General features: G+C 27.4%; 21 protein-coding genes, 1 tRNA gene and 1 riboswitch. Of the genes, 17 read left to right on the top strand and 5 right to left on the bottom strand.

What is annotated here, in order from left to right:
• Nucleotides 1-60: 60 nt before the first annotated feature.
• On the bottom strand, nucleotides 61-1,254 hold the full coding sequence (locus tag XO12_RS06620; RefSeq protein WP_047265471.1) for an FprA family A-type flavoprotein: 1,194 nt from the start codon (nucleotides 1,252-1,254) through the stop codon (nucleotides 61-63).
• 217 nt (nucleotides 1,255-1,471) lie between these two features.
• Between XO12_RS06620 and XO12_RS06615 the strand changes: the two genes are divergently transcribed.
• The 3 genes from XO12_RS06615 to XO12_RS06605 all read left to right on the top strand — a co-directional run bounded on the left by XO12_RS06615 (nucleotide 1,472) and on the right by XO12_RS06605 (nucleotide 3,441).
• On the top strand, nucleotides 1,472-2,131 hold the full coding sequence (locus XO12_RS06615) for a 4Fe-4S dicluster domain-containing protein (protein WP_175419955.1): 660 nt from the start codon (nucleotides 1,472-1,474) through the stop codon (nucleotides 2,129-2,131).
• 256 nt (nucleotides 2,132-2,387) lie between these two features.
• Complete coding sequence (locus tag XO12_RS06610; RefSeq protein ID WP_175419954.1) at nucleotides 2,388-3,101, top strand: class I SAM-dependent methyltransferase; 714 nt, start codon at nucleotides 2,388-2,390, stop codon at nucleotides 3,099-3,101.
• 118 nt (nucleotides 3,102-3,219) lie between these two features.
• Nucleotides 3,220-3,441 carry a hypothetical protein gene (locus XO12_RS06605; protein ID WP_175419953.1) on the top strand — a complete coding sequence of 74 codons (222 nt, stop codon included), beginning with the start codon at nucleotides 3,220-3,222 and terminating at the stop codon, nucleotides 3,439-3,441.
• Nucleotides 3,442-3,470: 29 nt separating this feature from the next.
• On the opposite strand, the gene XO12_RS06600 is transcribed toward XO12_RS06605, so the two are convergent.
• Nucleotides 3,471-4,373 (bottom strand): MBL fold metallo-hydrolase, encoded by a 903-nt coding sequence (locus XO12_RS06600; RefSeq protein ID WP_175419952.1) that lies wholly within the window; start codon nucleotides 4,371-4,373, stop codon nucleotides 3,471-3,473.
• Between the two features lie 315 nt (nucleotides 4,374-4,688).
• Here XO12_RS06600 and XO12_RS06595 point away from each other — a divergent pair, with 315 nt between their 5' ends.
• The gene (locus tag XO12_RS06595; protein ID WP_175419951.1) at nucleotides 4,689-6,002 is read left to right on the top strand and encodes an alkaline phosphatase; all 1,314 of its coding nucleotides are present in this window, start codon (nucleotides 4,689-4,691) and stop codon (nucleotides 6,000-6,002) included.
• A gap of 121 nt (nucleotides 6,003-6,123) precedes the next feature.
• Here the strand turns inward: XO12_RS06595 and dnaA are convergent, their stop codons facing one another.
• Complete coding sequence (gene dnaA, locus XO12_RS06590; protein WP_052913162.1) at nucleotides 6,124-7,491, bottom strand: chromosomal replication initiator protein DnaA; 1,368 nt, start codon at nucleotides 7,489-7,491, stop codon at nucleotides 6,124-6,126.
• Between the two features lie 309 nt (nucleotides 7,492-7,800).
• On the bottom strand, nucleotides 7,801-8,739 hold the full coding sequence (locus tag XO12_RS11235; RefSeq protein ID WP_217683661.1) for a GAF domain-containing protein: 939 nt from the start codon (nucleotides 8,737-8,739) through the stop codon (nucleotides 7,801-7,803).
• Between the two features lie 133 nt (nucleotides 8,740-8,872).
• On the opposite strand from XO12_RS11235, the gene XO12_RS06580 reads away from it, so the two are divergent.
• The gene (locus XO12_RS06580; RefSeq protein ID WP_175419950.1) at nucleotides 8,873-9,640 is read left to right on the top strand and encodes a DUF364 domain-containing protein; all 768 of its coding nucleotides are present in this window, start codon (nucleotides 8,873-8,875) and stop codon (nucleotides 9,638-9,640) included.
• Here XO12_RS06580 and XO12_RS06575 read toward each other — a convergent pair.
• Entirely contained in the window at nucleotides 9,629-10,288 is a 660-nt protein-coding gene (locus XO12_RS06575; protein ID WP_175419949.1) for an HAD family hydrolase, read from the bottom strand. The genes XO12_RS06580 and XO12_RS06575 overlap by 12 nt on opposite strands.
• Before the next feature lie 167 nt (nucleotides 10,289-10,455).
• On the opposite strand from XO12_RS06575, the gene XO12_RS06570 reads away from it, so the two are divergent.
• The 12 genes from XO12_RS06570 (at nucleotide 10,456) to XO12_RS06515 (ending at nucleotide 22,513) form a co-directional block, all read left to right on the top strand.
• The gene (locus XO12_RS06570) at nucleotides 10,456-11,664 is read left to right on the top strand and encodes a 2,3-bisphosphoglycerate-independent phosphoglycerate mutase (RefSeq protein ID WP_175419967.1); all 1,209 of its coding nucleotides are present in this window, start codon (nucleotides 10,456-10,458) and stop codon (nucleotides 11,662-11,664) included.
• Complete coding sequence (locus XO12_RS06565) at nucleotides 11,664-12,938, top strand: ComEC/Rec2 family competence protein (protein WP_047265480.1); 1,275 nt, start codon at nucleotides 11,664-11,666, stop codon at nucleotides 12,936-12,938. Before XO12_RS06570 ends, XO12_RS06565 begins: the two co-directional genes overlap by 1 nt.
• 178 nt (nucleotides 12,939-13,116) lie before the next feature.
• A complete protein-coding gene (locus XO12_RS06560) occupies nucleotides 13,117-13,671 on the top strand; it encodes a thymidine kinase (protein WP_047265481.1) in 555 nt (184 codons plus the stop codon).
• A 326-nt stretch (nucleotides 13,672-13,997) separates the two neighbouring features.
• Nucleotides 13,998-14,088: transfer RNA gene (locus XO12_RS06555), tRNA-Ser, on the top strand.
• Nucleotides 14,089-14,395: 307 nt separating this feature from the next.
• A riboswitch (Lysine riboswitch) is annotated at nucleotides 14,396-14,571 on the top strand.
• A gap of 71 nt (nucleotides 14,572-14,642) precedes the next feature.
• Nucleotides 14,643-15,611 carry an aspartate-semialdehyde dehydrogenase gene (locus XO12_RS06550; protein ID WP_047265482.1) on the top strand — a complete coding sequence of 323 codons (969 nt, stop codon included), beginning with the start codon at nucleotides 14,643-14,645 and terminating at the stop codon, nucleotides 15,609-15,611.
• A 4-nt stretch (nucleotides 15,612-15,615) separates the two neighbouring features.
• Nucleotides 15,616-16,818, top strand: coding sequence for a diaminopimelate decarboxylase (locus XO12_RS06545; protein ID WP_047265518.1), 1,203 nt, complete (start codon nucleotides 15,616-15,618; stop codon nucleotides 16,816-16,818).
• A gap of 34 nt (nucleotides 16,819-16,852) precedes the next feature.
• Nucleotides 16,853-17,728 carry a 4-hydroxy-tetrahydrodipicolinate synthase gene (gene dapA / locus XO12_RS06540; protein ID WP_175419948.1) on the top strand — a complete coding sequence of 292 codons (876 nt, stop codon included), beginning with the start codon at nucleotides 16,853-16,855 and terminating at the stop codon, nucleotides 17,726-17,728.
• The gene (locus XO12_RS06535) at nucleotides 17,725-18,384 is read left to right on the top strand and encodes a 4-hydroxy-tetrahydrodipicolinate reductase (protein ID WP_047265484.1); all 660 of its coding nucleotides are present in this window, start codon (nucleotides 17,725-17,727) and stop codon (nucleotides 18,382-18,384) included. Before dapA ends, XO12_RS06535 begins: the two co-directional genes overlap by 4 nt.
• Before the next feature lies 1 nt (nucleotide 18,385).
• Nucleotides 18,386-19,078, top strand: a complete 693-nt coding sequence (dapD, locus tag XO12_RS06530; protein ID WP_047265485.1) for a 2,3,4,5-tetrahydropyridine-2,6-dicarboxylate N-acetyltransferase — start codon at nucleotides 18,386-18,388, stop codon at nucleotides 19,076-19,078.
• Nucleotides 19,079-19,086: 8 nt separating this feature from the next.
• A complete protein-coding gene (locus XO12_RS06525; RefSeq protein WP_175419947.1) occupies nucleotides 19,087-20,277 on the top strand; it encodes an aspartate kinase in 1,191 nt (396 codons plus the stop codon).
• Nucleotides 20,274-21,410: an aspartate aminotransferase family protein gene (locus XO12_RS06520; RefSeq protein ID WP_047265487.1), complete on the top strand. Its 1,137-nt coding sequence runs from the start codon at nucleotides 20,274-20,276 to the stop codon at nucleotides 21,408-21,410. The genes XO12_RS06525 and XO12_RS06520 overlap by 4 nt, the downstream gene beginning before the upstream one ends.
• Nucleotides 21,407-22,513: an amidohydrolase gene (locus XO12_RS06515; protein ID WP_047265488.1), complete on the top strand. Its 1,107-nt coding sequence runs from the start codon at nucleotides 21,407-21,409 to the stop codon at nucleotides 22,511-22,513. Before XO12_RS06520 ends, XO12_RS06515 begins: the two co-directional genes overlap by 4 nt.
• Nucleotides 22,514-22,524 lie beyond the last annotated feature (11 nt).

The following is a 22,524-nucleotide window of genomic DNA, read 5'->3' as shown; positions in this document are numbered from 1 at the left end:
CCTTGATATATATAGTTTATAAAAAAAGCCTCGCTTATTGCGAGGCTTAATTTTTTGAGTTTAATTTTCTTTGACTCTTTTGGCCATTTCTTTGGCTAGATTTCTTAATTTTTCATAATGTTCCTTATGTGCAGAGAATTGTACTTCGACAGGATCGCATACCATTTCCCATTTGTTTTTCTTTATATATTCAACTATACCTTTTACTCCACCACCACTCCAACCGTATGTACCAAACACTCCAAATACCCTATTTTTAATGCCCTTATGTTCTAAATTAATTAATAAGTTTTCCATTCTTGGAAAAATACCATTATTATATGTATTAGTTCCAAATAAAACACCTTTAAATCTCCATATTTCATTGATTATAAATGATTCATGTACTTCAGAAGAATTCATTATCCTAATATTTTTAATACCTTCATCAGATAAACATCTAGCTATATAATCAGCCATTTTTTCTGTATTTCCATACATCGATCCATATGCAATAACCACACCTTCTTCTGTCTCGTATTTGCTCCATTTATCATATAAAGATATAATTCTTCCTGGATTTGTTCTCCATACAGGGCCGTGAGTAGAAGCGATAATCTTTACATCTAATCCTGATAACTTTTTCATAGCTCTTTGAACCATAGGGCCAAATTTTCCAACTATATTAGAATAATATCTTCTTATTTCATTTTCATAATACTCTATATCAACCTCATCATCAAAAACGCCACCATCTAATGTGCCAAAACCACCAAATGCATCACCTGCGAATAAAATCTTTTCTGTTTCTTCATATGTCATCATGGTTTCTGGCCAGTGAACCATTGGAGTCATATAAAATTTTAATTTATGCTTTCCAAGATTTATTTCATCACCATCTTTAACTTCATATAAATTTGATTCAATACCATATAAAGCTTTTAAAAATTCAAAAGTTTTTTTATTACCAACAATTTTTATATCTGGATATGCTCTTAAAATATCGGAGATAGAACCTGAGTGGTCTGGTTCCATATGATTGATAACCAAATAATCTAACTTTTTACCTTCTAGAATATTATTAATTTTTTCAATAAACAAATGCGTTTTTGTAGCTTTTACAGTATCAAATAAAACATTTTTTTCATCTTTTATAATATATGAGTTATAAGTAACACCTTTTGGTAAAGGCCACATGTTTTCAAATAAATGAGTATCTCTATCATTTAATCCAACGTAAAAAATGGAATCTGTAATATTCAAAATATTATCCATATTAATCCCTCCTGATTTGAAATTATTTTAATTTTATTCTTTATATAATTATACTATATATTAAGAAAAAAAAAGTTTAATTTTAAGTGAAAATTTTAGTATATATTATATTATACCATATAAATAATTTTTTATATACTTGTGATTTTAGACACGAAAATTTTGAAAATCTGGTAATATAATTAAATTATTGAAAGATCATAAGAGGAGGATGATTATGAAAAATAAAAATAATATAATAAGGTTTATAATGTATATTTCTGAAATAATATTTTTCATAATATTTTTAATATTATTGAAAAATCAGGTATTAATAAAATGGATTTTTATTTTTCTTGCAGGTCTTTTATTATCTCCGCTATTTGGTAGATTATATTGTGGTTGGATATGTCCTATAAATACTATATTTAAACCTATAAATTTTGTTTATAGAAAAATGAAAATTGATAGATTACGAACACCGTCTTTTTTAAAGTCAAAAATAATTAGATTCATATTTTTATTTTCATTTATACTACTATTTATTATTACTAAAATACTAAAGATTAAATTAAATATTTTGTTATATGTCATAGGATTAGCTACACTGATAACTCTCTTTTTTGAAGAAGAATTATGGCATAAACATCTTTGCCCATATGGCTCGATGCTGAGTATTGCTTCGAAAAAATCATTAAAAAGATTGAATATTGATGAAAATAAATGTATAGGTTGTGGAATGTGTCAAAAAGTATGTCCTACTAATACTATAATTACACTTGATAATAAAAAAAGAAAAATACTATCCAGTGAATGTTTGATGTGTTTTGAATGCCAGAAGATATGTCCCACAAATGCAATAACATTAAAAAATACTATTAAAGTCCATGTTAAATAACATGGACTTTTTTGTTATATAATATTATATACGATGTCCAAAAAGTAAAGTCGCTCAAACCTTGATTGTTAATCCTCAAAAATAGCTCATTCTTGCCGGTCGTATCAGACTCACATCCGTGTTCGGCTTCACTCAATTTTGCATCCGTGCAAAATTGACCGGCTTCATTCGCTATTTTTTCGGACAATCTGCGAGTTTTCGCTTGCTTTACTAATTGGACACCCTATATTATATATTTAGAATAGGAGTGTGTGTAATGAAAATACATGAAAAATTAAAAAAATCATACGATATATTATCCAAACATTATGAATTTGATGTTGATACAAAAACATTTAATGCATATTATGAACGTCCTGCAATGATAAAAGCTATAGGAAAAATTAAAAATTTAAGAGTTTTAGATGCTGGTTGTGGAGCTGGTTATTATACTAAATGGTTGATTGATAATAATGCTAAAGAAGTAGTAGCAATAGATTTTTCAAAAAAAATGGTAGAAGCCACAAAAAGAAAAGTGGGAAATAAAGCACATGTACTTGAATTAGATTTGAATACCAAATTACCTTTTAATAATAATTATTTCGATATGATTATTTCTTCTCTAACCTTGCATTATGTTAAAGATTTAAATTTTACATTAAGCGAATTTAAAAGAGTTTTGAAAGAAAATGGAATACTTATATTTTCAATTAATCATCCAATTATGACATATTTATATTTTTCTTTAGAGAATTATTTTGAGGAAATTCTATTGGAAGATTTAATAAATAAAGTTCCTGTTTATTTTTATCATAGATCATTTGATACAATTTTTGATGCATTATATAATAATAATTTTTTTGTTGTAAATATGTATGAGCCAAAACCAACAAAAGATTTTTTAAAAATGGATGAGAAAAATTATAAAAAACTTATGAAAAAACCAAATTTTCTGATTATTAAAGCTATAAAAAGTAATGTTACAAAATAATTTAATTTTATATTTAACAAAAAATATGATATAATTGTTGTGGTAATTTTATAAATTACTATAAAAAATATTTAGTAAAAAATATTAAAAAGGAGGTAAAAATAAAGGGGATGGGAATATGGAAGAAATAAGAAAAAAGTTTAATTTTGTTTTTCAAAAAAATATTGAAGATTTAAAATTGAAAAAAATGAAAAAAATGAAAAAAGCAGACTCTATTTCAAACGATATTGTAATTTTTGCTGATAAGAATAACGTATCGTATTATGCATCAAGAGATGGGAAAATCTATATTTATTTTGACAGTGTTTATTATATTATTGATAATATAGAAGATATATAAGAGCTGTTAAAAACAGCTCTTATATATTTTTATAGCATCTTCCAATAAACAGTATTATTTTTTATAATATTTGTTATCTTTTTTTCTTCTTTTAAATAACTTAAAAAACCCATAATTGTTGTATTATATAAATAGTATAGAGTAGCATTGTTTATATTTAATCCGTAAGAATATAACATATAAGATATAATTTTTTCAGTACTTTTTTCCGTATTTAAAAAATTCAGTATCTTTTCTTCTATTTCTTCAATTCTTTTATAATTTTCCTTTGCTAAAGTGGAAATGTTATTAAGTAAAGTGCCATGAGATGGAATATAATAATCATAATTCATATTCTGCAAATTTAAGAGAGTTTGCTTAGCATTTTTTATATTTACATTAACAGGTATCTTGTGTTTTTCTAATAATTCTTCAGAAATTAAAGCATCTCCACAAAAAAGTACATTTTCAAAAGCAATACCTTTTTGGAATTCTGTGTGTCCATCAAGAGGTAATAAAGAAATTTTATTATTTTCTATAATAATATTTGAAAGAAGTTCATCAATAATATTAGTAACCTTTGAAGGTTTAGCTAATAAAAATTTATTTCTGAGTTCTTTAATAGGATATGCTCCCGAATATAGAAAATAGGGCATATATATAGGATTTTCTATCATACTTATCTCAGCTCTTGTTGAAAATATTTTTACTTCTGGTATATGCTTCTGAATATAATGATTTCCTCCAATATGATCCGCATGAATATGAGTATTAATAATATATTTTAGATTAAAGCCATTTTCTTTCAAAATTTTTATTATTCTTCTTCCTTTTGAATCATCACTTCCAGAGTCAACTATTAATACATCGTTTTCTTTATTAACTCTTATAACTCCAATATTTGTAGTATCATTGATATAATATACATTTTCTGTAATTTTTTGTAATTTCATACTTTCACCATCCCATAATTCTTTTTGTTCTATTTATTGGAAACTCACTATATACTATTCTAATCTATTAATATTAATGAAAAGTGTTTTTATGTTAATAAAAAGAAAAAGGAATAAAAATGAAAAAATGAAATTTTTCTTATGTTGAATAAATTGAACCAAATTCTAATGTAAAGTGTTTAAAAAAGTTGATTATATCTAATTAAATTTAAATATGATTAAAAATATCAGGAAATGTTTCGTTTATGAATTTTCATAAGATTGTAAAATATGTTATAATATAAAAACCAAAAATCTAAATAGGGGGTGTTTTTTATGAAAAGGATGTTTTTGATACTTTTTTTGATTGTTGCTATTTTCACTTTTTCTGCAGTGAAAAATGTTATTTATATGGTTGGCGATGGAATGGGATTAAATCAGGTTATGTTAGCGAGTTATCTTGAAGGAAGATTAATTAATTTTTTGAAAACGCAAAATCTTGGATTGGTTACGACATTTTCTGCAAATAGTAATGTAACAGATTCAGCAGCTGCAGGAACAGCGTTATTCTCTGGATTTAAAACAAATAATGGAATGATTGGAATGCTACCAGATGGCACAATTGTACCATCAATTGCTGAAATAGCTGCTAAAAAAGGTGTAAAAGTTGGGGTTATATCAACATCAAGAATTACCCATGCAACTCCAGGAGCAGTATATGGACATGTCACAACAAGAAAAGATGAAAATACCCTTGCAGAGCAATTAGTTAATAGTCCAATCACATTGGCTTTTGGTGGTGGATGGAGACATTTTGTAGCTAATGGAGGAAAAAGAAAGGACGGAAAAGATTTAATAAAAATAGCAAAGGAAAAAGGATTTGATTATATAACTACAAAAGAAGAGTTGTTAAATTATGATGGAAATAAAGTATTAGGTTTATTTAACTATAGTCATCTTCCAGCTGCTTCAGATAGAGTTAAAGAACCTATGTTAGCTGATATGACTAAAAAAGCTTTAGAAATTTTATCAAAAGATGGGAATCCGTTCTTTTTGATGGTTGAGGGTTCTCAAATAGATTGGGAAGGACATGGAAATGATCCATATGGCGTTTGGAAAGAAATTTTAGAATTTGAAAAAGCTTTTGATGTAGTTATGGAATTTGTTAAAAATAATCCGGATACTTTAGTTGTTATTACTGCTGATCATGAAACTGGTGGATTGGGACTTTCAACAGGTGGATATTATTTTGACGTTGAAATGGTAAGAAAATTTACAAAAAATACAGATTTCATTTCCAAAGAGGCTAAAGGAGACAAAAATAAAGTTAGAGAATTAGTAAAAAAATACTATGGTATTGAATTAACAGATGATGATATGGAATATTTCGATAGATTAATAAAAGAACAGGCTGGTTCATATTATGCATTTTCAAATGCTATTGGAAGAGTTGTTAGTAGAAAAGCACATATAGGTTGGACTACTTTTGATCATACAGGGGCACCTATTCCGGTGTATGCCTTTGGAGCTGGAGCAGAAAACTTTAATGGTTTTTATGATAATACTGAAATTCCAAGGATAATAGGAAGATTAGCAGGTTATTCATTAACTTATCCCGTTTATGAACTTCCAGTTAGTGGAGCACATTAATATAATAATGTATGTTTTATTGTTGTAAAAAATTCTATAATCTATAAATTTTATACTAAAAATTATAAAAAACCGGCATCTTTAGTTATAACAGATGCCGGTTTTAATTAACTTACGTTAATTAACTTACGTTTTCTGTAACCTGTATTTTTTCTGCTTCCTCAAACATCTTTCTTATCTCATCTATCCTTCGTTTTAATATTAGGTTTCCGCTGGTTAATTCCTTTTCAATCTTTTTTATTGACTGACTTATTGTAGAATGATTTTTTCCTATAAAACTTGAAATATCCTTTACTTTCATTTTTCCATAATTCTTAAGCATAAATGCGAGAATTTGTCTTGCTTCAGATATTTCCTTTTTTCTTGTAGAACTGAATAATTTTTCTCGAGTTAAATTATATTCCTTGATAACAGCTTCTAAAATAAGATTTTTCTTTAAAACTTTTAAAGTTTCTTTTGTTTGAGGAATACTTTTTTTATGAGCCTTTAAAGAACTATATAATTTTTTCACTGTTTCAATATTTACTTTTTCTCCTGTAACTTTACTGTGGAAAAATAGATTTAAAATTAATCCTCTCAACCTTCTAAGGTTATTGTCTATATTTTCAACTAAATATGTAACAACATCATCTGTTAAATAAACTGAACTCATCTCTGCCATTTTTTTAGCTATTTTTAGTTTAGTTTTTTTGTCAGGTTCATCAACATTTACAACTAACCCCATTTCAAACCTGCTTATTAATCGTGGATGAAATGTCGCCAATTCTTCAGGTGTTCTATCAGAACAGATAATTATTTGTTTTCCAAGATTAAAAAGAGTGTTAAAAGTATGAAAAAGTTCACCTTGTGCCATATCTTTGCCAATTAAGAATTGGACATCGTCAATTAATAATATATCAATCTTTTTTCTATATCTCTCTCTAAAATCATCCATTTTTTCATCTCTTAAGGATTTCATTAAATCATTCATAAATTCTTCAGCTGTTACATACATTACTTTTAAGTCAGGCGATGTTTCCATTAAGTGATTACCAATTGCATGTAAAAGATGTGTTTTTCCTAATGCAACATCTCCGTATATAAACAGAGGATTGTATTTTCCTGGATTATTGGCAACCTCTAAAGCAGAATAATAAGCTACACGATTTGCCTCTCCTATAACAAAATTATCAAAAGTATATTCAGAATTAAAATCAGAGAGTTTTAACGGTCTATTTTTTATTAATGGACCAGATTTTTTCTTAGTTGATTTATCAGCCGGGATAAATGTAAATTCAGCTGATATTCTTCTTGAAAGAATATCAGATAAAGTGTTGGAAACTAAAGCTCCATACTTTCTTGCTACAAAATCTTTAACAAACAGGTTTCCTATTCCTATAATTACTTTTTTATCCTGTATTTCCAATATTTGGGCAGAGGTAAACCATTGTTCCCAGGTATCATGATTTATCTTGGATTTTAGCATTTCTAATAATTCTTCGTTTGTCACATCAATTACCCCCTGACCAAAATTAAAAAGAATGTATAGAAAAAATTTTATCTTAAAAAATGTTTAGCATTATATAGGATATCAGATTTAACATATATAATCAAGAAAAAATTTTATGAACTTTGTTGAGATTTGAAACTTAGTGAATAAAGGAATTTAATTAACATAATATGCTATAAAAGTGTATTTTAGAAAATTCCTAAATTTAACCATTTTAATATTTTTTTACTTTCATTAAGAAATATGTCTATTAAATAAGCTTTTTTTCTCATTTTTGTGAATAGGTTAAAAAAGAAAAAGTTCATAAAATTAAAGAAATTTTTTAACAAATAAACTAATAATTTCTTCTAAAAATTGGGTATCCTCTACTGTAAATGGTTCTAATTTATGACTGTCTATATCCAGCTCTCCAAAAACATTTCCGTTTTTATCAATTATTGGAACGACAATTTCGGATTTTGTTTTATCGCTACAGGATAAATAATTTGTTTCCTTTGTTACGTCTTGAACTACAAATGTATTTTTTGTAGATGCTGCCTGACCGCATATTCCGCTACCAAAAGGTATTTTAATATGTTCAGTAGGTTCTCCTAAGTAGCTACCAAGTATCAATAAATTTTTATCTTTATCATCAGTTAAATAAAATCCAACCCAATTATAATAATCAACATTTTCATATAAAGTTTTGACAATTTTTTCCATTACTTTATCTATATTGTTATTGTCATATATGTATTTCTCTATTTGAGATAATAATTTGGCAAATAAAGCTTTTTTTGAATTGACAGGATTTTCATTTATAAATTTTAATATTGCATTTTCAACGGTTTTTCTGATATCAATATTATTTAAAAAATGGTAGAATGCATCTATTAATATTACAGTGCCATAGTATGTCTCAATATAATAAAGAGGTTTTAGTCCGAGTAGTCCTGTTATATAGACAACAAAGTCACCTCTTTTAAGTTGGAAATATTCAGAATTTCTTGAAAGTTTCATAACAATATCTTTTTTTATTTGCAAAAAGTTATTCTCCCAGTATTGTTTGAACATATCAAGATCTTTTCGTTTAATTTCACCAAGATACTTTTTAATTTTTTTATTATTTAGATTTTCTAATTTTTCATATTCTCCTATAATTTTTGGTTTATTCTGTTTGTATTCTCTCCAACCATCAAACCAAAAAATTTTGTCTTTATTTAATATTTTCAAAAATTCTGGTGTAAAGTCCTGTAATATACTTCTCATAAAAAACACCTCCTGATTTTAGTTATTTTTTTTATTTTACCATTTATTTCTTACAGATTTTTTTAAATTATATTTGAATAATAATGTTAAAAATAGTATAATAATATAGAATATAAAAATATGGAGGGATAGAATGACAATAGCAAAAAAACTATATGATATGGCTTTGAAAAACATTGATGATGAAATTATTGAAGATTTTGTGATTGGTATTGGAGAAACTGCGGTTAAATTAAGTGATGGTAGAACAGGATTTGTCGCTACAAATAAAGAAGACACTCTCGGAAAATGTGAAGAATTTTACAAATGTATGGGGTTAGATGGAATGCCTGAAAGTAAAGCAGAAGTTGGTATGAAAGTAAAAGATTTATTAAAAGTAGGCTTGTTTTCTGGAGATCCTCTTTTGAGATCTGTATCTTATGCTGCGGTAAATGCGATTTTTAATAAAAATCCAGAAAGATTTATTGAAGGCGATACGTTGAAATTGATGGAATTTAATAAAAAAGATATAGTAGGAATTGTTGGAGAAATTACACCGTTTGTTGATGCTTTAAGGCCAAAAGTGTGGGATGTTCTTATTTTTGACAGACAGCGAAGACATGACCAGATTTTACCTGACTGGGCAATAATAGAAATGTTGCCTAAATGTACAGCTGTTATTATTACGGGAACGACAATTGTAAATGGTACAATCGATTATATATTAAATTATATAAATACTGAAAGAGTTGCTATTGCAGGTCCTTCGACTATAATGGTTGAGAATGTATTTCCTGTAAAGATTTTGTCTGGTTCATTTATAGAAGATTCAGATAAATTATTTGATTTAGTAAAAAAAGGTGCTGGCACCAGGACATTATTTAGAAGTGGTGCTGCACGCAAAGTAAATTTAATATTTTAAATATTTATATAATTCTTTCAATGTATAGATGGAATCAGAATAGGTTATATTTTGGTTCCATCTTTTTATTAGTATTGATTTTATACCAAAATTGTTTCCGCCGACTATATCAACGTTATAATTATCTCCAACAAAAATTACTTCATTTTTTTGTAAATTCATTTTATTTAATGTATATTCAAAAATTTTTGGATCAGGTTTATACATTTTAACTGAATATGATGTAATTAAAAAATCAAAAGGAAAAGGTTTATTTTTCAATGTAGGAATTACAAAATCATCATCAGCATTAGATAGTATTGCTATTTTTATTTTTGCCTTTTTTATTGTTTTTAAAAATTCAACATCATCATATGGTTTTAATTCAATAAAGGTTTTATACATTTGGTTAATATACCATTCTTCTGAATTTTCTAATTTATAAAACTTTTTTAATTCTTTAAACATCAAATTGTAATATTCTCTTTCGGGTTTAAATGGTTTTAAATGATATGAATTAAAATACTTATTATATACGTTTCTGATTGTTTTTTCTAAATCTATTGCGGGAATATTAATCTCTTTAGAAATAATTTCAGCTATTGGAAGAAAAAGATGATTGGCATTTATCAATGTACCATACAAATCGAAAATAATACCTTTTATCAAATCAATCACTCCTTATTTTTCATTTATTATTATTTGACAGTTCAATTATATCATAATTGTATATAGTCAATGATTAATTATCTAAAAATTTACTAAAATATTATATACTTAGAATTAAAGTATGTTATAATTGTAATGAAAATTAATCTTGGGGAGGGAACTATATGATGGTAGATAGACAGGAATTTTTACAACCTCTAATTACAAAAACTAATTCAAAAATTGTGATGTTAGTAATGGATGGTATTGGAGATACAGTAGTTAATGGAAAAACACCTTTACAGGCAGCTAATACACCAAATTTAGACAAAATTGCAACAGAGTCAGATTTAGGTCAAACAATACCAGTTTTACCAGGAATTACACCAGGTTCAGGACCAGGACATTTGGGTATTTTTGGATATGATCCTATAAGATACCAAATTGGAAGAGGAATTTTAGAAGCATTAGGTATAGATGTTGAGGTTGGAGAAAAAGATGTTGTTGCAAGGGGAAATTTTGCTACAATAGATGGTGATACTGTAGTTGATAGAAGAGCTGGAAGGCCAAAATCAGAAGAATCTGCAAAGATAGTTGAAAAATTAAAAGAAAATATTAAAGAAATTGATGGGGTTAAGATTCAATTTTATGCAGGGAAAGAACATAGATTTGTAGTTAAATTAACAGGTGAAGGTCTTGATGATAGAATTGAAGATGCTGACCCGCAAAAGGAAGGATTGCCTATAAAATGGGCTCATGCAACTCATCCAGATGCAAAAAAAACTGCTGAAATATTTACAAAATTAATGAAAAAAATTAGAGATGTTTTAAAAGATGAACCAAAGATAAATTTTGCTTTAATTAGAGGTTTTTCTAAATATCCAAATATTCCGCAATTTCCAGAAGTATATAAAATGAGAGCAGCTGCTATTGCTGTATATCCTATGTATAAAGGATTAGCAAAATTAGTTGGAATGGATATTTTAAATGTCGACGGAGAAACACCTTCAGATGAGTTTAAGACTTTAAAAAAATACTGGAAAGACTATGACTTTTTCTATATACATATAAAGAAAACAGATTCATATGGTGAAGATGGGAATTTTGATGCAAAAGTTCATGTAATAGAAATGGTAGACGAAGCATTACCTGAATTATTAGAATTAAACCCTGATGTATTAGTTGTTACTGGCGACCATTCTACACCTGTAGCTATTAGCGGGCATAGTTGGCACCCAGTTCCTTTTATGATTAAATCTCCTTATACAAGAGCAGGATTATCAAAATCGTTTGATGAATTTGAAGCAGCAAGAGGTTCTATGGGAACAATTTATGCTGTTGATTTAATGGGATTGTTAATGGCAAATGCAAGAAAACTTGAAAAATTTGGAGCATAATGCCATTTTTTATAAATCTATTTTTTAGTGTAATTGTTTTAATACTTTTTGTAAAATTGAAAATGATAACTACAGCCATAATTTTTATGGCTGTAGTCTTTTTTCTATTTAATTACTCATTAAAAACAAAAGTATTTTTTATACTAATATTGTCTTTAGTGTTAATTAAAACAATTACTTCATATTCAATTCCGACAAATAAAGAACTAGGGATTTTAGGAACAATTATTGATAAATCAAATAACTATTATATAGTAAAAACTAATGAAGTTTATTATGATGATTCTTGGAAAAGTATAAAAGGAAAATTGTATTTTTCGTATAATAAATTTACTACTGATCCTTTTGAAATAGGTAATAATATATACATTGTAGGTAAAAAAACTAATGGTAAATTCGATCCAATTTATATGGCTAACTCTTCAGAAAAAAGTATATATTCTGTAAGGAATTTTTTTAAAAAAAGGATATACAGGAATTTTCAATATGATAATAGAGAAATACTTTTTTCGGTAGTTTTTGGTGGATTAAAAGGAAAAAATGCGGAAATCTTTAAAAATACAGGACTCCTGCATTTGTTTGCTGTATCAGGGTTCCATGTCTATATAATTTATTCCTTGTTATATTTTCTATATTCTTTTACACTTTTTCCCATTAATATTAGAAGATTAATTACTATAATAATATTATTTATATATTTATCAGCATCTGGATTTTCAGATTCAGCAATGAGGGCAACTTTTTTGCTCTCTATAATTGAATTAAATAAATTAATAGGATGGAATGTTAATTCAAAAAATATTCTTGGTCTAATTGGTGTAATAAATTTATTGTATAATCCTAATGTGCTTTTTTCTGCAGGATTTTTAATGAGTTATTTTGCAGCACTTTCAATATTAATAATTATAGAATATACAAATAATCCATTTTTAGTCACATTATCTGCATTTTTAGCTGTGCTACCTTGGAGTATTTTGTTTTTCAAAGGTTTTTCTTTTGTAGGAATATTTTTAAGTGTTTTTTTTACACCAATAATATATTCGCTAATGATTTTATCTGGATTGTATATAATTGTACATTTGCCAGATTTTGTATCCAATTTTGTAAATTATTACATATCCATTATAAAGAGTCTTTTGCAATATATAAATAGATATATACCATATATTACATTAAAAGATAATTCTTATATATTTTTATATTTTATATCCATAATATTATTAATTTTTTTCCATATAGTTATTTATAAAAGATATACGATGTCCAAAAAGTAAAGTCGCTCAAACCTTGATTGTTAATCCTCAAAAATAGCTCATTCTCGCCGGTCGTATCAGACTCACATCCATGTTCGGTATTTTGCATCCGTGCAAAATTGACCGGCTTCATTTTACGCTTAGATTTTTTATACCTAAAAAATCTAAGAGAAAAAAGATATTCAGAGGAGGAATAGAAATGTCTGGAAAATTTATATTAATTGTAGGTCCTATGTATTCTGGAAAAACGTCAGAACTTATATCTTTTGTTGAGATTTATACATTGGGTAGAAAAAAAATAAAAGTATTTAAACCTATTATAGATGATAGATATTCTTCTGAATACGTTGTTTCTCATACAGGAACAAAAATTAAAGCTATACCAATAAAACACTCGAAAGAGATGTATGAACACTTGGATTATGATGAAAAAGCTGTTTTTGTAGATGAAGTTCAATTCTTTGATGAAGAATTGAAAGACGTTATTCTTGATTTGATTAAAAAAGGAATAAATGTATATTGCTCCGGATTGGATTTAACCTATAAAAATAATCCATTTAAAACAACAATTCTACTTTCCGCTTATGCCGATGAAATAATTAAGAAAAAAGCTGTTTGCCATGAATGTGGTGAATATAATGGAACAATCTCATTTAAAATTGTTGGTAATGGTTCTGAGATAGATGTAGGTGGATTTGAAAAATATATAGCAGTTTGTAGAGATTGTTATGAAAAATTGAATTCAGAAAAATAAAACTATGAAAATTATAAGACTGTCTAAAAAGTCAAATTCACTCAGACAGCTTGATTGCTAATCCTTAAAATTATTCATTCTCAGCCGTCGCTCAAACAATACATCGTGTATTGTTTCGCTCAAAATTACTTCCATGTAATTTTGACGGCTTTCATTCACAATTTTAAGGGCAATCTTCGAGTCTTCGTTTCATTTGAGACTTTTTAGACGGCCTAAAAATTATATTATTAATGCAAAAATTAATAATAAGTTTCAAATTTATTTATCTACAGTAGTTGACTAAAACTCAAAGATATGATAAAATATCTTGGAAAGTTAATAAATTTGGAGAGGTGGCCGAGCGGTCGAAGGCGCACGCCTGGAGAGCGTGTGACGGGCAAAACCCGTCCGTGGGTTCAAATCCCACCCTCTCCGCCATAAAACAGAGCGATGTGCTCTGTTTTTTTATTACTATTTACATTTTGTTATATTTTATGATATAATATAAGAAATCTTTGGAGGTATTTGTTATGAGTTTTTTTCAAAAATGGAAAATGCGATGCCCTATTATAAGATTCATTGAACGCTTAAGAATGAAAAAAATAAAAGTAAAAATAGGAAAAATTAAATAACAAAGTGAATTCTGAAAAATTTTTAAGTGAATTTCGTTGTTCGAAATGTAATATTATCGTAATTTTTTATTAATTTTAATTTGTTAAACTACTGCAAAAGTTAATATGTAAAACGAACAAACGGAGGCGCAACCGAGAAGAGTAATCTACCTATCGCTTGGGTAGGCTTGGGGTAGATGAAAGGCGAGGTTGCCGAAGGATGTAAGATATACCCGTCTTACATGCCTGGTTGTATAGGGAATACCTATGCAACTGTCGCATGAAAAACATGCGGAGAGCCGTTTGGGATAATATTTATTGATAATATTATTTCAATTTGGCCTTCCGTTGTGGAAGGCCATTTTTATTAGGAGGGATAATGTGAAAATTGGAATTGTTGGTGCTACTGGAGAAGTTGGTAGAACAATGATAAAGGTTTTAGAGGAGTTTGATTTGGATATTACAGAGTTAAGATTGTTTGCATCAAAAAAATCACAAGGAAAAGAAATAAAATTCAAAAATAAAAATTATTTTGTTGAAGAATTAACTGAAGAAAAAATGAAAGAACATTATGATTATCTACTTTTTTCTGCAGGGAGCACGATTTCAAAAAAATTTGCTATTATAGCTAGTAAAAATGGGAATACTGTTATAGATAATTCATCAGCATTTAGAATGGAAAAAGATATACCATTAATTGTTCCTGAAATTAATGGGGATATTATAAAAAATTATAAAGGAATTATAGCAAATCCAAATTGTTCTACGATTCAAATGGTTTTAGCTTTATCAAATATACAAAAAGAAATTGGTATTTCTGAAATATTTGTAAGTACGTATCAGGCAGTTTCTGGTGCTGGAAATAAAGGAATGAAAGAACTTTTGGATCAAGAAAATGGGAATAATAACATTAACTATTTTCCCGATTTAATACACCACAATGTAATTCCATTGATAGGAAATATAATGCAAAATGGTTTTACAGAAGAAGAAATGAAAATGGTGAATGAAACAAGAAAAATTTTTAATAATAATAAAATAAAAATATATCCAACAGCAGTAAGAGTTCCTGTTTTATACGGACATTCCGAAAGCGTAGCATTTAAAATAAATGGAAAAAGTTCAGTAAAAGAATTAAAAAAACTTATATCAAATGTAGAAAATGTTGTATATACCGAAGAATTAATAACCCCTTTAAATGTAGCTGGAAGTAATATTACTTATGTTTCCAGATTAAGACAAATTGAAGAAGATACTTTTCTGTTATGGATTGTAGCTGATAATGTTAGAGTTGGTGCCGCTACAAATGCTGTGAGGATATTATTAAAACATTATGAGTTGAATGGATGATAATATGAAAAAAATCCCATTTGATATTAATTATTTACTAAAAAATTTTCCAACACCATTTTATGTTTATGATGAAAGAGGAATTTTGAATTCTTTAAAAAAATTACAAAATTCATTTAATTGGTGTGACTTTAAAGAATATTTTGCTGTAAAAGCAACACCTACGCCCTACATATTAAGAATTTTAGGAGAAAATGGGGCTGGAACTGATTGTAGCTCTATGGCTGAACTTATCTTATCGGAAAAATCAGGAATTAATGGAGAAGACATACTTTTTACATCAAACAATACACCTATTGAGGAATATAAAAAAGCATATGATTTAGGGGCTATAATTAATTTTGACGATACAGATCATATAAAAAAATTTTTAAATAAAATAGGCAAACCAGATATAGCTTCAATAAGATATACTCCTAAAAACGCATATGGTACTGAAGTTATAGGTAATCCAAAGAATTCAAAATTTGGTATGCCTTATAAAAAGGTTTTAGAAGGTTATAAGATTATGATAGATTCTGGTATAAAAAGAGTTGGATTTCATGCTATGCTTGTTTCCAATACATTAAGTACAGATATTATTACCAGAAATACTCAAATCATTTTTGAAGCAGTCAAAAATATTTCAGAAAAATTAAATATAGAATTTGAGTTTATAGATATAGGGGGCGGCTTTGGTATCCCTTACAAGCCTGAAGAAAAAGAGTTGGATATTAATTTACTGAGTAAAAATATAAAAGATCTATACAATTATTATTTTAATGATTTTAAACCAAAATTATACACAGAAAATGGAAGATATATTACAGGACCACATGGTTATTTAATAACAAAAGTATTACATATCAAAAGTAGTTATAAAATGTACGTTGGGGTTGATGCGAATATGGCAAATTTAATGAGACCAGCTATTTATGGAGCATATCATCATATTACGGTATTAAATAAATCTGGAGAATATGAAACATATGATGTTGTTGGGTCATTATGCGAAAATAACGATAAATTTGCCATTAATAGAAAATTACCTAAAATCGAAGAGGAAGATATTTTAATAATCCACGATGTCGGAGCTCATGGACATTCGATGGGATTCAATTATAATGGAAAATTAAAATCTGCTGAATTTGTTTATGATGGTGAAAAATTTAAAATGATTAGAAGAGCTGAAACATTGGATGATTATTTTTCAACAATAATATTTTAAGCGAATCAGAAGATTCGTCAAGGAGGGGATATTTATGTTTAATGGTGTTGGCACTGCTATTATTACTCCGTTTAATGAAAACTTTGAAGTTGATTATAATGCATTAGAAGAATTTGTGAATTTCCAATTAGAATTTGTTGATGCATTAATAGTTTTAGGAACAACTGGAGAAGCTCCAACAATAAATGAAAAAGAACGAGAAAAAATAGTTTCAAAAGTAGTTGAGATTGTAAATAAAAAGATACCTGTTATTGTAGGAACTGGATCCAATAATCCAGAGCATGTATTGAATAACAATAAACTTGCGGAAAAGAATGGCGCTGATGGATTGCTTATAGTAAGTCCTTATTATAATAAATCAACTCAAAAAGGTTTAGTCAAATACTTTACCTATATTGCTGAAAGAACTGAATTACCTATAATCTTATACAATGTTCCATCAAGAACAGGAGGAAATATTTTACCTGATACTGCTATTGAGATTTTCGATAAAAATAAAAATGTTATTGGTATAAAAGAAGCAAGCGGAAACATTTCACAAATAGCAGAATTAATATCAAATAAACCCAATGAGATGTTAGTTTATTCAGGAAATGACGATCAAGCATTACCTTTAATGGCATTAGGTGGAAATGGCGTAATATCAGTTTTCTCAAATGTTTTGCCAAAACAAATGAAAGAATTAACTGATGCAATATTAAATGGGAATTTTAAAAAAGCTCAGGAAATTAATAATAAATATAATATTTTAATGAGAAAACTATTTGTTGAAGTAAATCCAATACCTGTAAAATATGCTGTTTCTAAACTTGGATACTGTAAAAATATTGTACGATTGCCTTTGGTAGAACTTAGTGAAAATGGAAAAATATTAATTGATAAATTGTTTGAGGAGTTGAGCATATTATGAAATATGGAATAATTGGAAGAAATGGAAGGATGGGAAACGAAATTTATAATCTTTTTTCTGAAAAAGGGCATAAATTGGTATTTTCGTATGATAAGAATGGAGAGAATTTTATAGAAAATCCTGATATATTAATAGATTTTTCCTTACCTGAAGTTTTTAATAAGGTAATAGAATACACAAAAAAATTCAAATGTCCTTTAATAATAGGAACTACTGGTTTAAGTAATGAACAGATAAATGAATTAAAAACCTTATCACATGAAATACCAATAATTCAGAGCTATAATTTTTCTATTGGCATTCAGGTATTACTAAAGTTAGTAAAATTAGTTGATAAGTTATTAGATGATGCCGATATTGAAATTTTTGAAGTACATCATAGATTTAAAAAAGATAAACCTTCTGGAACAGCTAAAATGATTAAGGAAGTGTTGAATAAAGAGGTTAATATATCTTCTCTACGATTGGGAAATGTTTCTGGTGATCATTCAATATATTTTGGAAACTTAGGTGAAGTTATTACAATTTCACATAGAGCATTATCAAGAAGAACATTTGCTGCAGGAGTTTTAAAGGCTGCTGAATTTTCTTTGAAAGTTGTAGCTGGTTTTTATACATTTCAGGATATCTTTGAACTTACTATGAAGGAGGATTAATATGAATTCTTATGAAATAATTGAATATATTGCCAGATCTAAAAAATCAACACCTATAAAGGTATATCTGCGTGGAAATTTAAAAGATATACCATTTGAAGAATATTATGGGAACGAAAAAGTAGGTATATTATTTTGTGAATTAGAAGAATTTGAAAAATTTTTAAATAGCAATAAAAATATAATTGAAAAGTATAGAATAGAAATGGATAGAAGAAATTCGGCAATACCTTTATTAGATTTAAAAAAAATCAATGCAAGAATAGAACCTGGTGCAGTAATACGTGATCTAGTTGAGATAGGAGATAATGCTGTAATTATGATGGGTGCAGTAATAAATATAGGAGCAAAAATAGGAAAAAAAACGATGATAGATATGAATGTTGTTATAGGAGGAAGAGCACAAATTGGTAATAATTGCCATATAGGAGCAGGTTCCATTATTGCTGGTGTTATAGAACCACCAAGTGCAGACCCTGTAATTATTGAAGATAATGTCTTAATAGGTGCCAATGCAGTTATATTGGAGGGTGTTAAAGTAGGGAAAGGAAGTGTTGTTGCAGCTGGATCTGTAGTAACAAAAAATGTGGATCCGTATACAGTAGTTGCAGGAATTCCAGCAAGAGTTATAAAAAAAGTTGATGAAAAAACAAAAGATAAAACTAGACTATTAGATGAATTAAGAAATTTGTAGGTGATAAAATGAATATAGTTGTACAAAAATACGGCGGTTCATCTGTGGCAACTCCGGATAAAATAAGATTTGTAGCAAATAAAATTAAAAATAAAGTTAGAGACGGTTATAAAATAATTGTTATAGTTTCTGCAATGGGAAAAACTACGGACAATTTAATAAAATTGGCAAAGGAAATTTCTATTAATCCTCATCCAAGAGAATTGGATATGCTTTTAGCAACGGGAGAGCAGGTTTCTGTTTCTTTGCTTTCTATGGCTTTAAATGATTTAAAAATAAGTACAAAATCATTGAATGCTTTTCAAGCAGGTATATTTACTACATCTGATTTTAATAATGCTAGAATACAAAAATTTAAAATATCAGAAATAATAAAATTATTGGAATATTATGATGTTCTTGTAATTACAGGTTTTCAGGGTATAACAGAAGATGGAGATTATACAACGTTAGGAAGAGGCGGTTCCGATACGTCTGCAGTCGCTTTTGCTGCTGCTTTAAATTGTAATTGTGAAATATATAGTGATTTTCCAGGGATTTTCACTTTTGATCCCAAAAGATACCCTGATGCAAAAAAGATAGATTATATAACTTATGATGAAATGCTTGAAATGGCGTCATTAGGAGCAAAAGTTTTACATAATAGAGCTGTGGAGGTGGCCAAAAAATTTAATGTTAAGATTTATTGTGCAGGTACTTTTTCAAATGAGGAGGGAACATATGTGGTTTCTGATAATATTGAGAATCCTGTAGTTACAGGAATGAGTGTTATGGAAAATCAGACTCAGGTCACAATAACTAATTTGCCATTTAATCATGCCATTATATATAATCTTTTTGAAAGTATAGCGCAAAAAGGTTTTAATGTAGATATGATTTCAATTATAAATATAAATGAAAAACTAAATGTCTCATTCACAATTATCGAAGAAGAAATGTCTCATTTTGATAATTATTTAAAAGAGGCTTTAAATACTTTCAATGAATCTCAAATAACGTATGAACACGGATATGCAAAAATTTCTGTAGTTGGTATTGGAATGAAAACTGAAAAAGGTGTCGCTTCAAGATTTTTTAAAGCGCTTGAAGATATTCCAATAAGAATGGTTACTACATCAGAAATAAAAATATCCTGTCTTATTGATAAAGAATATTTAAATGAAGCGACAAAAGCATTAATAAAGGAGTTTGAATTATGATTTTAAAATTATATGATTATTTTAATTTACAAATTGCTACTGCTAAAGGTGTATATATTTATTCAGAAAAAGGGGGAAAATATTTAGATTCATTTGCGGGAATTGGTGTATTATCTTTTGGTCATTCAAATGACAGTTTAATTCATATAATGCAAAGAAAAATGGAAAGATATATGCATATATCCAATTTCTTTTTGGATGAAGATGCTGAATATGTTGCTCGAAAATTAGTTCATTTTACTAGAAAGGAAGGAGCAGTATTCTTTACAAATTCTGGCGCTGAAGCAACTGAAGCAGCATTAAAAGCCATTAAAAAAATATCAACAAATAAAAAAAATAAAATTATATATTTCAAAAATGGTTTTCATGGAAGGACATTAGGTGCTTTATCTATAAATGGCTTTGAAAAATTAAAATTTCCTTTCAGACCTCTTTTGCCTCATTGTAAAGAATTTATTTTCAATGATATTGGTGGTTTTGATGATTACATGAAATATCATGGCAATGAAGTTGTAGCGGTTTTTGTAGAACCTATTCAGGGTTCTGGAGGAGTTCTTCCTTTAACAGATGAATTTGCTGAAATATTAAATAAACATCATAAAGAAAAAAAGTTTATTCTTGTTTGTGATGAAATTCAGGCTGGTCTTGGAAGAACGGGAAAAATTTTTTCGTATGAACATTTTAATTTGAATCCTGATATAATTACAGTAGGAAAATCATTAGGTGGTGGATTACCATTAGGAGCGACAATATTTTTGAATGAAACTATAAATATTTTAAAACCTGGTGATCATGGTTCTACATTTGCTCCTAACCCAATAGCTTTAGCTGGAGCTAAATATATATTGGAAAATATTCCAACGTTACTAACAGATATATCTAAAAAAGGACAATATATTATCAAAAAAATCGAAGATATTAATTCATTAAAAATAGTTGATATAAGAGGGAAAGGCTTAATGATTGGAATTGAATTAGATGATTCGTATCCAAATTTAAGAGATAAAGCTTTTCAAAAAGGATTATTGCTAAATGTTATTTCTAATAATACAGTAATTAGATTATTACCAGCGTTAAACATTTCTTATAATGAAATAGACGAAATTATTAAAATATTGGAGGAATTATTATGATATCTCCTGTTGAATTAAGACATATATTACATCAAAATCCTGAATTAGGATTTGAAGAATTTGAAACAACAAAAATTTTAGAAAAAAATATAATAGCTCTATCAAAACAATATAATACAAAAATTAAAATATTAAAACCTCTAAGTACAGGGTTAGTTGTAAAATATACTCCTTTAAAAAATAATAATTATATTTTATTCAGAGCAGATATCGATGCGTTGCCAATAAAAGAAAAAAATGAAATTAAATTTAAATCAAAAAATAATTTTATGCATGCATGCGGTCATGATATTCATATGTCCATTTTATATGGTCTTATAGAATACGTTTTAAAAAATAATATACAAAAAAATCTTTTATTTTTATTCCAGCCTGCTGAAGAAGGAGGTGGAGGAGCAAAAAAAATATTGGATTCTGGTATTTTCAATAAATTTAATATTTCCAAAGCTTATGCTCTTCATGTTACAGATGAATATGAAAAAGGAACAATAGCTACATCGAAAGGGGGTTTGTTTGCCTCTGCTGTTGAAATAGATATAGAATTTTTTGGGAAAAATGCACATATAGCCTTTCCACAAGATGGAAAAAATGCGTTAAATGCAATGAGAATATTTTTAGATTCTATAGAAAAAATTCCAAAAAATCCAACTTCACCTTTACTATTCGGGATTGGCAAGATTCAATCAGGGGAAGTTCGAAATGTAATACCATCATATGCAAAAATTGAAGGAAGTATTAGATCTTTAAATCTTGATTATACAGAAAGTTATATTAATAAATTGAATAAAATATTAAAATCAATAGAGAATTTTACAGAAGTAAAATATGAAATTACAATAGGATCTAGATATAAAGAAGTAGTTAATGATGAGTATTTATATAATGAATTTATAGAAAAAATAAATAATGAATATCAAATTATTAATTGTGGGTACAAAATGACAGGTGAAGACTTTGGTTTTATTGCTGAAAAATATCCATCATTAATGTTTTGGCTGGGGACGAGAGTTGATAAAAAATTTGGGTTACATTCCCCTTATTTTTTGCCAGATGATAGTATAATAAACATAGGAATCGAAATCTTCAAAAAAATTTTAAAATAAAAATATATGGA

It is taken from the genome of Marinitoga sp. 1154 (assembly GCF_013363285.1).
Lineage (GTDB): Bacteria > Thermotogota > Thermotogae > Petrotogales > Petrotogaceae > Marinitoga.
The sequence above is the reverse complement of the archived record's forward strand: the minus strand, read 5'-3'. Positions and strand labels throughout refer to the sequence as shown.

Excerpts from the sequence above, each read along its gene's own strand:
- XO12_RS06620 (WP_047265471.1), bottom strand. The coding sequence starts at position 1,254 with ATGGATAATATTTTGAATATTACAGATTCCATTTTTTACGTTGGATTA.
- XO12_RS06615 (WP_175419955.1), top strand. The coding sequence starts at position 1,472 with ATGAAAAATAAAAATAATATAATAAGGTTTATAATGTATATTTCTGAA.
- XO12_RS06610 (WP_175419954.1), top strand. The coding sequence starts at position 2,388 with ATGAAAATACATGAAAAATTAAAAAAATCATACGATATATTATCCAAA.
- XO12_RS06605 (WP_175419953.1), top strand. The coding sequence starts at position 3,220 with ATGGAAGAAATAAGAAAAAAGTTTAATTTTGTTTTTCAAAAAAATATT.
- XO12_RS06600 (WP_175419952.1), bottom strand. The coding sequence starts at position 4,373 with ATGAAATTACAAAAAATTACAGAAAATGTATATTATATCAATGATACT.
- XO12_RS06595 (WP_175419951.1), top strand. The coding sequence starts at position 4,689 with ATGAAAAGGATGTTTTTGATACTTTTTTTGATTGTTGCTATTTTCACT.
- XO12_RS11235 (WP_217683661.1), bottom strand. The coding sequence starts at position 8,739 with ATGAGAAGTATATTACAGGACTTTACACCAGAATTTTTGAAAATATTA.
- XO12_RS06580 (WP_175419950.1), top strand. The coding sequence starts at position 8,873 with ATGACAATAGCAAAAAAACTATATGATATGGCTTTGAAAAACATTGAT.
- XO12_RS06570 (WP_175419967.1), top strand. The coding sequence starts at position 10,456 with ATGGTAGATAGACAGGAATTTTTACAACCTCTAATTACAAAAACTAAT.
- XO12_RS06565 (WP_047265480.1), top strand. The coding sequence starts at position 11,664 with ATGCCATTTTTTATAAATCTATTTTTTAGTGTAATTGTTTTAATACTT.
- XO12_RS06560 (WP_047265481.1), top strand. The coding sequence starts at position 13,117 with ATGTCTGGAAAATTTATATTAATTGTAGGTCCTATGTATTCTGGAAAA.
- XO12_RS06545 (WP_047265518.1), top strand. The coding sequence starts at position 15,616 with ATGAAAAAAATCCCATTTGATATTAATTATTTACTAAAAAATTTTCCA.
- dapA (WP_175419948.1), top strand. The coding sequence starts at position 16,853 with ATGTTTAATGGTGTTGGCACTGCTATTATTACTCCGTTTAATGAAAAC.
- XO12_RS06535 (WP_047265484.1), top strand. The coding sequence starts at position 17,725 with ATGAAATATGGAATAATTGGAAGAAATGGAAGGATGGGAAACGAAATT.
- dapD (WP_047265485.1), top strand. The coding sequence starts at position 18,386 with ATGAATTCTTATGAAATAATTGAATATATTGCCAGATCTAAAAAATCA.
- XO12_RS06525 (WP_175419947.1), top strand. The coding sequence starts at position 19,087 with ATGAATATAGTTGTACAAAAATACGGCGGTTCATCTGTGGCAACTCCG.
- XO12_RS06520 (WP_047265487.1), top strand. The coding sequence starts at position 20,274 with ATGATTTTAAAATTATATGATTATTTTAATTTACAAATTGCTACTGCT.
- XO12_RS06515 (WP_047265488.1), top strand. The coding sequence starts at position 21,407 with ATGATATCTCCTGTTGAATTAAGACATATATTACATCAAAATCCTGAA.